Origin of the sequence: Xenorhabdus indica, from assembly GCF_014467235.1 — a bacterium.
Taxonomy (GTDB): domain Bacteria; phylum Pseudomonadota; class Gammaproteobacteria; order Enterobacterales; family Enterobacteriaceae; genus Xenorhabdus; species Xenorhabdus indica.
Map to the genome: position 1 here is coordinate 73,899 of NZ_NKHP01000010.1, position 12,082 is coordinate 85,980.

At 42.7% G+C, this 12,082-nt stretch carries 11 protein-coding genes; 4 read left to right on the top strand and 7 right to left on the bottom strand.

Features of this window, described 5'->3' with window-relative positions; translation table 11 throughout:
* Positions 1 to 5 precede the first annotated feature (5 nt).
* The 7 genes from Xind_RS09705 to Xind_RS09735 form a co-directional block, all read right to left on the bottom strand.
* Positions 6 to 338, bottom strand: a complete 333-nt coding sequence (locus tag Xind_RS09705) for a cytochrome o ubiquinol oxidase subunit IV (RefSeq protein ID WP_038262173.1) — start codon at positions 336 to 338, stop codon at positions 6 to 8.
* A complete protein-coding gene (locus Xind_RS09710) occupies positions 338 to 949 on the bottom strand; it encodes a cytochrome o ubiquinol oxidase subunit III (RefSeq protein WP_047680537.1) in 612 nt (203 codons plus the stop codon). The genes Xind_RS09705 and Xind_RS09710 overlap by 1 nt, the downstream gene beginning before the upstream one ends.
* Positions 949 to 2,931, bottom strand: coding sequence for a cytochrome o ubiquinol oxidase subunit I (gene cyoB, locus Xind_RS09715; protein WP_047680535.1), 1,983 nt, complete (start codon positions 2,929 to 2,931; stop codon positions 949 to 951). Before cyoB ends, Xind_RS09710 begins: the two co-directional genes overlap by 1 nt.
* 4 nt (positions 2,932 to 2,935) lie before the next feature.
* Positions 2,936 to 3,901 (bottom strand): cytochrome o ubiquinol oxidase subunit II, encoded by a 966-nt coding sequence (gene cyoA / locus Xind_RS09720; RefSeq protein ID WP_047680533.1) that lies wholly within the window; start codon positions 3,899 to 3,901, stop codon positions 2,936 to 2,938.
* 349 nt (positions 3,902 to 4,250) lie between these two features.
* Positions 4,251 to 5,018 (bottom strand): nucleoside-specific channel-forming Tsx family protein, encoded by a 768-nt coding sequence (locus Xind_RS09725; protein WP_187649949.1) that lies wholly within the window; start codon positions 5,016 to 5,018, stop codon positions 4,251 to 4,253.
* Between the two features lie 223 nt (positions 5,019 to 5,241).
* A complete protein-coding gene (gene ampG / locus Xind_RS09730) occupies positions 5,242 to 6,768 on the bottom strand; it encodes a muropeptide MFS transporter AmpG (RefSeq protein ID WP_187649950.1) in 1,527 nt (508 codons plus the stop codon).
* An 83-nt stretch (positions 6,769 to 6,851) separates the two neighbouring features.
* A complete protein-coding gene (locus Xind_RS09735) occupies positions 6,852 to 7,439 on the bottom strand; it encodes a lipoprotein (RefSeq protein ID WP_047680616.1) in 588 nt (195 codons plus the stop codon).
* Positions 7,440 to 7,683: 244 nt separating this feature from the next.
* Here Xind_RS09735 and bolA point away from each other — a divergent pair, with 244 nt between their 5' ends.
* The 4 genes from bolA (at position 7,684) to clpX (ending at position 11,958) form a co-directional block, all read left to right on the top strand.
* Complete coding sequence (gene bolA, locus Xind_RS09740) at positions 7,684 to 7,998, top strand: transcriptional regulator BolA (protein WP_187649951.1); 315 nt, start codon at positions 7,684 to 7,686, stop codon at positions 7,996 to 7,998.
* A 357-nt stretch (positions 7,999 to 8,355) separates the two neighbouring features.
* Complete coding sequence (gene tig / locus Xind_RS09745) at positions 8,356 to 9,660, top strand: trigger factor (RefSeq protein ID WP_047680526.1); 1,305 nt, start codon at positions 8,356 to 8,358, stop codon at positions 9,658 to 9,660.
* A 258-nt stretch (positions 9,661 to 9,918) separates the two neighbouring features.
* A complete protein-coding gene (gene clpP, locus Xind_RS09750) occupies positions 9,919 to 10,542 on the top strand; it encodes an ATP-dependent Clp endopeptidase proteolytic subunit ClpP (protein WP_047680523.1) in 624 nt (207 codons plus the stop codon).
* A 144-nt stretch (positions 10,543 to 10,686) separates the two neighbouring features.
* The gene (gene clpX, locus Xind_RS09755; RefSeq protein ID WP_047680520.1) at positions 10,687 to 11,958 is read left to right on the top strand and encodes an ATP-dependent protease ATP-binding subunit ClpX; all 1,272 of its coding nucleotides are present in this window, start codon (positions 10,687 to 10,689) and stop codon (positions 11,956 to 11,958) included.
* The last annotated feature ends 124 nt before the right edge of the window (positions 11,959 to 12,082 follow it).

Genomic DNA, 12,082 nt, shown 5'->3' on the forward strand with positions numbered 1-12,082 from the left:
AACCCTTAATCAACCATCATATTGATATTCAGGTTGTACATAATCCACAGAGAGCCAACGACAACAATAGCGATGACCAGTATTGTGAATATTAAGGCAACGAGATTCCAACGCTCTTCAGACGATGTATTCATGTGCAGGAAGCAGATGAAATGAACAAAGATCTGAATAACAGCCATAACAACTACTGTTGTCAGGATTGTGCTGTGTGAGGCAGTGCCATCCATCACCATCCAGAATGGGATCACGGTCAAGATAACTGACAGAACAAAACCAATCATATAGGTTTTGAAACTACCGTGGCTGGCGCCGGAATGAGAAGTATTTGGATGACTCATTACATCGCTCCCATCAGATAAACGACAGTAAATACACAGATCCATACAACGTCAAGGAAGTGCCAGAACAGGCTCAGGCAGTTCAGACGCATACGGTTCACGTCAGTCAGACCGCGGCGTGAAACCTGAATCATCAGAATGACGATCCAAATCAAACCAAAGGTTACGTGCAGACCGTGAGTCGCAACCAGTGCGAAGAAAGCCGACAGGAATGCACTGCGGTCAGGGCCATAACCTTCCATGATCAATTTATGAAATTCATAAACTTCCATTGAGACGAAGCCCAGGCCGAACAGGAAAGTAACAAATAACCATAGGTTAACTTGACCGACTTTGCCTTTGTTCATGCTCAGCATGGCGAAACCATAGGTGATACTACTGAACAACAGCAGGAAGGTTTCTACCAAGACAAATGGCAGTTCAAAAATCTGTTTACCTGTTGGGCCACCCGCAGTGCCATTAACTAAGACTGCATAGGTAGCAAACAGACTTGCAAACAGAATCAAGTCGCTCATCAGGTAGATCCAGAAACCAAAGATTTTGTTGGCTCCTGTGTCGTGGTGCCCATGAGCGTCATGGGCGGCTGTATTGTTAAGGGTTTGAGTCGACATTATTTTACACCTGCCTTTCTCAGTTCTTCGTAACGCTGATTTTCAATTTTCTCGACTTCAGCCACTGGAACGTAGTAATCAACGTCCTCGTCAAAGCTTTTCACGATGCAACTGATGATAATGCCTGCGAAACTTGCAATAGCCATCCACCAGATATGCCATATCAATGCAAAGCCTAAGACCAGACAGAATGCACTAATGATCACGCCAGCACCTGTGTTTTTAGGCATATGAATTTCTTCATATTTAGCAGCGCGCTTATATCCAGTGCCTTTTTCTTTCATGTCCCACCATGCATCACGAGTCTGGATGTGTGGAACTTCTGCGAAGTTATAGAACGGAGGTGGAGATGAAGTTGACCATTCCAGAGTACGAGCGCCCCATGGGTCACCAGTCAGATCGCGGTTTTGTTCACGGTCACGGATACTCACGTAGAACTGGATAACTTGGCACAGAATACCAATTGCGATCAGGACAACACCGCCTGCTGCAACAACCAGCAGAGAATGGAATTCTGGGTTGATATCCTGGCTCAGACGACGAGTCATTCCCATAAAGCCCAGAGCATACAGAGGCATAAAGGCAACGAAGAAACCAGTGATCCAGAACCAGAAGGCGCGGACACCCCATTTTTCATTCAGTGTGAAACCAAATGCTTTCGGGAACCAGTAAGTTGTACCAGCGAAGCAGCCGAATACAACGCCACCAATGATAACGTTATGGAAGTGAGCAATCAGGAACAAACTATTGTGCAGTACGAAGTTCGCACCAGGTACAGCCAGCAGAACGCCTGTCATACCACCAATGGAGAACGTGACCAGAAAGCCGACAGTCCACAGCATTGGTGTTTTGAACTCGATACGGCCACGGTACATGGTGAACAGCCAGTTGAAGATCTTAACCCCGGTTGGGATAGAGATAATCATTGTGGCGATACCAAAGAAGGCGTTAACGTTCGCGCCGGAGCCCATGGTAAAGAAATGGTGCAGCCATACAATGAACGACAGAATGGTAATAACGATTGTCGCCCACACCAGTGAGGTATAACCAAACAGGCGTTTTTTCGAGAAGGTTGCAGTGACTTCAGAGAAGATACCAAAGACAGGCAGAACCAGAATGTAAACTTCAGGATGACCCCAAGCCCAAATCAGGTTGATGTACATCATCATGTTGCCACCCATATCATTGGTGAAGAAATGGGTGCCCAGATAACGATCTAGGGTTAACAGTGCAATAGTGACTGTCAGAATAGGGAACGCAGCAATGATAAGTACGTTGGTGCACAGTGAAGCCCAGGTGAAAACCGGCAATTTCATCATGGACATGCCAGGTGCACGCATGCGCAGGATGGTCACGAAGAAGTTAACACCAGTCAGCAATGTACCTACACCGGAGAGCTGAAGGCTCCATATCCAGTAATCAACGCCAACTCCAGGGTTATATTCCAGGCCGGACAGAGGCGGGTAAGCCAGCCAACCAGTTTGAGCGAATTCACCTACACCCAGAGAGAGGTTGATCAGAGCGACACCTACAACAAATAACCAGAAACTCAGAGAGTTCAGGAATGGGAATGCAACGTCACGTGCCCCGATTTGCAGAGGAACCACAATGTTCATCAGACCAACAACGAAAGGCATTGCCATGAAGAAGATCATGATAACGCCGTGAGCGGTAAAGATCTGATCATAATGGTGCGGGGGCAGGAAACCTGCTTCACCAGCGGAAGCCAGGGCTTGCTGTCCACGCATCATGATGGCATCAGCGAAACCGCGCAACATCATTACCATAGCAACAACAATGTACATGACCCCGATTTTTTTGTGGTCGACGCTTGTCAGCCATTCAGTCCAGAGCCATTTCCATTTACGGAAATAGGTTAGGGCACCAACAACTGCTAGTCCCCCAAGAAGTATCCCAATCAATGTCACCACAATAATGGGTTCATGTAATGGGATCGCATCAAGTGTTAATTTTCCCCACATGTCTTTATTCCTCAACACCTGCATGAGCCGGCTGACTCATATTCATATTATGACCTGCAGCTTTACCATGTTCTGTTTTTTCGTGACTGGATACACCAAACATACCACTATGGCCCATATCACCCATAAATTTGGCGATCGTTTCCTGGAACAGATTTGGTTTCACGCTTGAGAAGTATTCAACTGGGTTGTTTTGGCTAGGTTTAGCTAACGCATTGAATGCTTGCACGGTATCTAGGGTTTTAGATGATGCTTTAACTTTCTGCACCCACTCTTCAAAACCTGCACGATCTTCAGTTGCTGTTGCAGTGAATTTCATGCCGGAGAAGCCATGTCCACTATAACTGGCTGAGAATCCGTCGTATTTACCTGCTGAGTTAGCAATTAAATGCAGTTTTGTCTGCATACCTGCCATTGCATAAATCTGACCACCTAACTGAGGGATGAAGAAAGAGTTCATCACAGAGTCTGAGGTGATTTTGAAGTTAATTGGCACATCTTTAGGGAATACAATTTCATTTACAGTTGCAATACCCTGTTCTGGGTAGATGAATAGCCATTTCCAGTCGAGGGAAATAACTTCAATCGTTACCGGTTTCACATCACTGTCTAGTGGCTTATATGGATCGAGTTGATGAGTCGTTTTCCATGTAATCGTTGCCAACGTGATGATAATCAAGATAGGCACAGTCCAGACGACAAGCTCAATTTTATTTGAGTGTGCCCAGTTTGGACGATAGGTAGCAGATTTATTGGCTTCCCGGTAACGTAAAGCAAAAACGATTGCCATTACGATAGCCGGGATAACAACGATCAGCATCAGGCCAAACGCTGTCAGTATCAGCGTTTTTTGTTCAACGCCGATCGCCCCTTTGGGATTCATCAATACCATATCACAACCACTTAGCATTAAAGTGGCTGCGAGTAATGACGATAACCCAATAGTTTTTTTGTATTTCATAAGTCTCATTGAGCGACCCCAGATAACAAAAGCTTTATTGTCGTTTCATCAGTGCGGGCATTCTACGGTAAGGTTACCGGAGTGTAAACAATTGTAATAGAAGCAGGATGGCTTGCAGGCTTTTTATGCTAGAGGGATCACATGTAATATGAGATTTAACAAAAAGTTAACTTCGAATCGTTATTGTATCTAAGAAATCAAAATAGGCAATATTTTTAAAGTAACTCTCTATTTTTCAAAACTATTTTTTTGATAAAAATCACATGTTAGTGTTTTTGAATTGACTTCTTGTTGTAATGAAATGATCGTTTTTGATATTGATGAGCAGTTCGAGACTGCTCATCAGTTAAACTAATTATTAGAAGTTATATTTTACACTGTAAACAATACCATCCTGAAGGAAATCTTCGCCTAATTTATTATTGGCATAGCGATATTGGATACCGGTAGTAAAAGAAGAGTGTGGAGTCCACCATAATCCCAGAGCCCCGTTAACGCCATCACGGCCACCATTGCCGTAACGTTTATTACGATTCAGTTCGATTTCATTCCAGTTTGTGACACTGAATTTTTGCTCCCAAAGGTTGAAATCGTACCCTGCAACCCAGCCTACGACATAACCGTTATTTCCTGAGTAGAAAGTTTGGTCAACATAGTGCAGGGCAACAAAAGGTTTGAACCACAGACCTGCAAAGGTCGTGTTATAGCCCAATCCATAGAGTGTATTTACTTCATGGAAGTTGCCACCGTTAGCTTTTCCTGGTTGTGAGTAGGTTCCATAAACATGTCCATAAAGGTTGAAACCTGTTTCTCCCAGATAAAAACGTCCTGTTGTTTTGAAAGCGTAACGTCGGTTATCACCAGGTTGTGCAGTTTTGCTGTTAAATGGGTTTTCTAAATCAAAGAAGCCATATAGCTCTCCCCAACTGAAACCCGCTCCGCCTTCCAGTTCCAGATAAGCAAAGTCATCTTTGTGAGAAGTCTTCCCTGTTTTGTGCGTAGTATGTTTGCTCCAGTCAAGGTAGTTCATGCTGACATTGGCAAACCCCCACTGATATTCCGCACAGGCTGAAGCAGAAACCAAGGCGGTAGCAACTGCGGTGAGTGTCAAAATATGTCTTTTCATAAATTCCCTTTATGTGGTTTTTTAGATATACAAAAAATATTTTGGATAGTTCGAAACAAAATGAATGCGAACATAATATTTATTAGTATAAATATTTTCCCGTAAGAAAAGATGTCTCTTGGGTCACATAATTTCAGTTTTTATTTTTATTGTGATAATTATCACTAAATGGGAACAACACAAAACTGAACTTTATCAGCTTTGTGTTGTAACAGGTAAGATTTTAAACAAGTTGACTTTTCTTCAATGCGACATAATCCAATATACCTCCCAGTAGCAATCCTATGACGCCAATGACAACACTCCATGACAGCATGGGGTATATAAAGTCACTTATTTCATTAGAAAGTTGGATATATTCTGGGGAAATAAAAAGTATCAAAGTGACGAAATGAGTGATTATAAACAATAGGCTGCTTATAATTAACCAGGTAATAAAAATCAGCGCGGCTAATGTCATGGTCATAAAGGCCAGACGATAATAGCGACTAAATAGCGTCCGCGGAATGAAACTATCAGTTTTTTGAGTATAGGTCAGTGTATTACGACAAATCAACAAGAGAGCAAGACCCGGTAATCCAATCACAACGGAGAACAGATAAAATATTGACCAACCATGAGCCTCGGCAAACCAGCCTGCAACTGGACCGACGTAAACTCGCCCCACAGCGGATAATGCAGAAAGAAGAGCAAATTGGGTTGCTGAAAATGATTTATTACAAAGTGTCATGAGTAAGGCAACAAATGCTGCTGTGCCCATACCGCCGCAGATATTCTCCAGAAAAATAGCGCCACCCATGACATAAATATCCTTGGGAGTGACGGCAAGTATCCAGTAACCGAAATTTGAAACGGTTTGAAGGAGCCCGAAGATCATCAATGCACGGAACAGGCTCCACTTCTGCATCAGATAACCACCATACAGGGCCCCTATAATGGTGGCAGCCAGGCCAAGGGTTTTATTAATCATACCGACTTCAGCCGGATTAAACCCTACTCCGCGAATAAGAAAAGGGGTGCTGAGTGAAAGGGCAAAAGCATCAGCCAGCTTATACAGCACAATTAAGAGCAGAATAAGCCAGGCATTGTTTCGACTAAAAAAGTCAAATAAAGGCTCAAATACAGCCTGATGTAATGTTTTTGGCGGCGCTACGTCAATTTGAGGTTCTTTAGCAGTAAGAGTGGCATAAACGCCAATCAGCATTAGACCTGCCATGAGCCAGTACATGCTATTCCAGCCAATGTAAGTTGCCGTCCATAGAGCCAGACCGCCGGAGACCAGCATTGCTAACCGATATCCCAGTACAGAAATTGCCGCTCCGGTTCCCCGTTCTTCCTGTTGAAGTAAATCGGTTTTATAGGCGTCAAAAATAATATCTTGAGAAGCCGAGAAAAAGGCGACAGCAACAGCTAATGCAGCTAACCACCATAAATGTTGCGATGGGTCGAGAAATCCCATTGCTCCGATACTGACAATGAGTAAAAGCTGTGTAATGAGCATCCATCCGCGCCGACGTCCTAAGAACGAGGGGGAATAGCGATCCATAGTAGGTGCCCAGAGAAATTTAAAAACATAGGCCTGACCGACTAAAGTAAAAAAGCCGATAGTTTTGATATCAATGTCTTCGACAGTCATCCATGCCTGTAACGTTCCTGCGGTGAGGGCAAGGGGGAGACCAGAGGCAAAACCCAATAAAAGAAGAATACGGTAATTGCGTATTGTAGATAAACTCAGTGTGTGATTCATCATAAGCCCTTCCAATACTTTCTGCCCATAACCTATCAGAGGAAAGTTCAATAGAATCAGGCAGAAAGTCTATATCTTGTTACCTGTTATCGAACATTCTGTTTAATGAAGGTGCTGATTGACGAATCTTGAGCCATGTCTGTAATCACATCAGATAATACAGTATTAACGGCATCAGCAATTTTGGCGTTAGTTGCGTTTAATGGACCCTGAGCATTATAGCTGGTGCGGTAGTTTTTGATTTGCTTACTACCATCTTGAGCATAAACAATAATTGAGATTTCCGCTTTCGCTGAAATATCGTGGCGAAGGCTTCCTTCCTTTACTGTCGCATAAAGTTGATTCACTATGACTTGTAAATTGGCATTCGCCGGAGAACCAATCATATAACCACGAGCAACCATTTGTTTTTCCAGCGCTTCTTGTAGTAAAAAGCGTAAATCACGTGAAGGCAGCAGCGTAACTAATTTTGCATCACGGTTAATTTGGGCCAGGGCTTGAGATTGCCGATGGTCGACCCCACTAATACTGATTGTGATCGCTTTCATTGTAGGATCTGCCGATGGCAAGGTAATTTTAGGTTGAATAGCCAATGTATTGCTGGTGTCTGCACAGCCAGATAAGTTGGCTAGAAAGAGAAGTGCGATAAATGGAGTCAATATTTTCTTTAGCATGTAAGTGTTCTCATTCAGAATACGGATACCCAGTATAGTAATACAGATAGTATGGACCGTTGCAATCATAGCATTGCCGTAGGTAACGGCATATTACTAATGCTTACTAATTGAAAGATATGAAAAAATGCTTAAATTAAGCTCTATAAAAGATATTTGGATACCCTGATGTTATAAATCACGGGAAATAAACTAGAATCAATATATGGTTGATTAATAACCTTTGGTGACTAAGGAGAATGAGATGGTTCGTCAGGAAATAGAAACAAAGTTACAGGCGGCATTTAAGCCTTCTCATCTGGAAGTGATCGATGAAAGTTATCGTCATAATGTACCAGCAGGTTCTGAAAGCCATTTTAAAATCATCGTGATCAGCAATGCGTTTGTTGAGCAGAGAATGCTCAATCGCCATCGCTCAGTATATAGTGTCTTGGCTAAGGAGATGGAAGAAGGAGTACATGCTTTAGCGCTTCATACTTATACAGAAAAAGAGTGGGCTGAATTAGAAGATACCGTTTTGGCCTCACCTGCATGTCGGGGAGGAAGTACAACTTCATAATCCTTAATTTTTTATTAATCTGGTTTTCAAGTTAGACTACAGCCTTCGGGCTGTATTTTTGTTTATATTCATACTGAATGGCCAATATCATGATGTAGCCATTGGGCAATGCATATCACATTAAGTCAACGAATAGTGCATGCTTTTGTCTGCAATTCTCGACTCATACTGTCTGCATCGCTATAATGCTGCGTCTAAATTTTTACAATAGTTTCGTTCGGGGCGCTTCTGATCACAGGGATTCTCGGTTTTTAAATGCGACCGCCCCGGTTCTTGAAGAGTGATGTAATTTGCCTGTTTTAGACGTTGCACCATTCTGAAGTTGACCGAGCACTATGATTTTTTTGAGGTAACAAGATGCAAGTTTCTGTTGAAACAACTCAAGGCCTTGGGCGTCGTGTATCAATCACCGTTCCTGCTGCCGACATTGAAAAAGCAGTTAACAGTGAATTGGTTAATGTAGCGAAGAAAGTTCGTATTGACGGTTTCCGTAAAGGTAAAGTGCCTATGAATATCGTCAAACAGCGTTATGGCGCTTCCGTTCTGCAGGATGTTCTCGGTGATCTGATGCAGCGCAACTTCGTCAATGCAATCATTGAGAATAAAATTAATCCAGCTGGCGCACCAAGCTATAAACCAGAACAGTTTAAAAACGGTGAAGACTTCATTTATGCGGTTGAATTCGAAGTTTATCCAGAAATCGAACTGAAAGGTCTGGAAGACATTGAAGTTGAAAAACCAGTTGTTGAAGTAAAAGATGCAGACGTTGACACAATGCTGGAAACTTTGCGCAAACAGCAGGCTGACTGGAAAGAAACTGAAGCAGCAGCAGTTGCAGAAGATCGTGTAACTGTTGATTTTAATGGCTCTGTTGATGGCGAAGAGTTCGAAGGCGGTAAAGCAACTGATTTCGTTCTGGCAATGGGACAGGGTCGAATGATCCCTGGTTTTGAAGAGGGTATCGTTGGTCACAAAGCGGGCGAAGAATTTACAATCGATGTCACTTTCCCAGAAGACTACCATGCAGAAAACCTGAAAGGTAAAGCAGCGAAGTTTGCTATTAACCTGAAGAAAGTTGAACAGCGTGAACTGCCAGAACTGACTGAAGAATTTATCAAGCGTTTTGGTATTGCTGATGGTACTGTTGATGGCCTGCGTGCAGAAGTTCGCAAAAATATGGAACGCGAACTGAAAAATGCAGTGCGTAACCGCATTAAAACTCAGGTTTTGGATGGTCTGGTTAAGGCTAACGAAATTGAAGTTCCGGCAGCGGTTGTTGACGGTGAAATCGATGTACTGCGTCGTCAAGCGGCTCAGCGTTTCGGTGGTTCTGAAAAACAAGCTTTGGAATTGCCTCGTGAGTTGTTTGAAGAGCAGGCAAAACGCCGTGTTGTTGTTGGCTTACTGTTAGGTGAAGTTATCAGCAGCAATGAGCTGAAAGTTGATGATGAGCGTGTTAATGCACTGATCGAAGAAATGGCTTCTGCTTATGAAGATCCGAAAGAAGTCGTTGAATACTACAGCAAAAATCAAGAAATGATGAACAATATCCGCAACATTGCTCTGGAAGAGCAAGCTGTTGAATTGGTTCTGAGCAAAGCAAAAGTTTCTGAAAAAGAAACTGGCTTCAACGATCTGATGAATCAGAACCAACTGGCATAAGTTTCATTTATTGATTACCTGAGATGGTGAATTTTTCTCTCAGTGATGTAAACCCGCAAGCCTGGCCTGCGGGTTTTTTATTGTTCTTGAAAAAAACAGATTTAACCTCATATCCTTTCTTACTATTATGTAGAGGCTTACTACTTTTTATAGAGGGAGAGTCCTCTGTTAGTTAACTTTGGATCATGGTCATCATCGCTTATCTCACGTAGAATCAGTTATGAATGGCACCAGCGTGAGTTCTATTAGGAGACGGAAATGTCATACAGTGGCAAGCAAGATCAATATGCACCTAACATGTCTTTGGTGCCGATGGTGGTTGAACAAACAGCACGTGGAGAACGTGCGTTCGATATTTATTCCCGCTTATTAAAGGATCGAATTATTTTTCTGACTGGCCCAGTTGAAGATCATATGGCGAATTTAATTGTCGCTCAAATGCTATTCCTGGAAGCAGAAAACCCAGAAAAAGATATTCACTTATATATCAACTCGCCGGGTGGGGTTATCACAGCGGGTATGTCTATTTATGACACGATGCAATTTATTAAACCAAATGTGAGTACTATTTGTATGGGGCAAGCCTGCTCAATGGGGGCCTTCTTGCTAACGGCTGGCGCAGAAGGAAAGCGTTTTTGTTTGCCAAATTCCAGAGTTATGATCCACCAACCATTAGGCGGATTCCAGGGACAGGCGACAGATATTGAAATCCATGCGCAGGAAATACTCAAAGTTAAAGCTCGTATGAATGAATTGATGGCAAAACATACGGGACAGCCACTTGAGAAGATCGTCGAAGACACAGAACGTGACCGTTTCTTGTCAGCCGCGGAAGCCGTAGAGTACGGGTTGGTTGATAGTGTATTTACCCATCGAAACTAATTTATTGATAATTAATTTATTACTCCAACACTATAATTTTAAGGTGACTTTTTGTGCTAACACCTAATTCGGCGGAGTAATGACAGCGTTTTTTCTGTTATGCCAGAGAGACTGGGATAACAGCTCATAAAGTGAGGTTGACTGATGACAGATAAGCGCAAAGACGGTTCAGGAAAGCTGCTGTATTGCTCTTTCTGCGGGAAAAGCCAACATGAAGTTCGGAAATTAATAGCTGGCCCGTCAGTGTATATCTGCGATGAATGTGTCGATTTATGTAATGATATCATTCGCGAAGAAATTAAAGAGCTAGTACCACATCGTGAGCGTAGTACATTACCTACTCCTCATGAAATTCGTCAACATTTGGATGATTATGTCATCGGTCAGGAAATGGCGAAAAAAGTGCTGGCAGTGGCTGTTTATAACCATTACAAGCGACTACGTAATGGAGACACTAATAGTGGTGTGGAGTTAGGTAAAAGTAATATTCTGCTAATTGGGCCAACAGGCAGTGGTAAGACTTTGTTAGCAGAAACTCTTGCTCGTTACTTAGATGTCCCTTTTACTATGGCCGATGCAACGACTTTGACTGAAGCGGGCTATGTTGGGGAAGACGTAGAAAATATTATCCAAAAACTTTTACAAAAATGTGACTACGATGTACAGAAAGCACAGCGTGGTATCGTTTATATTGATGAAATAGATAAAATTTCTCGTAAGTCTGATAACCCTTCAATAACTCGTGACGTATCGGGTGAAGGTGTTCAACAAGCACTTTTGAAACTGATCGAAGGTACAGTGGCAGCGGTTCCCCCTCAAGGTGGTCGTAAACATCCACAGCAGGAGTTCCTTCAGGTTGATACCTCTAAAATTCTGTTTATCTGTGGTGGAGCGTTTGCCGGTTTAGGCAACGTTGTCAGCCAGCGTTTGAATGTCAGTTCTGGAATTGGTTTTAGTGCTACAGTTAAAGGCGAATCAGAGAAAGCGACAGAAGGTGAATTGCTTGCTCAGGTTGAACCGGAAGATTTGATCAAATTTGGACTTATTCCTGAATTCATTGGCCGTCTGCCTGTTGTGGCAACGTTGGGTGAACTCAATGAAGAAGCGTTGCTCCAAATCTTGCAAGAGCCAAAAAACGCTTTAACAAAACAGTATCAGGCTTTGTTCAATCTGGAAGGTGTTGAGCTGGAGTTCAGAAAAGAAGCGCTGACAGCGATTGCGAAAAAAGCAATGGCGCGTAAAACAGGTGCACGTGGACTTCGCTCAATTGTGGAAGGTGTTTTGTTGGATACAATGTACGATCTGCCATCAATGGAACATGTAGAAAAAGTTGTCGTTGATGAGACAGTTGTTGAAGATAAATCTGCACCATTATTGATATATAGCAAGCCGGATGCTCAAGTTTCTGGTGAGTGACGAAAATGGGGTAGAAAGTACCGGCTATCAATACGCATTGAAAAAATAAAATGAGGGATTCTCCCTCATTTTGCTTTTTGCAGACATAGGCTATTGAATGTCAGGTTCCTGTCCCCATATATTT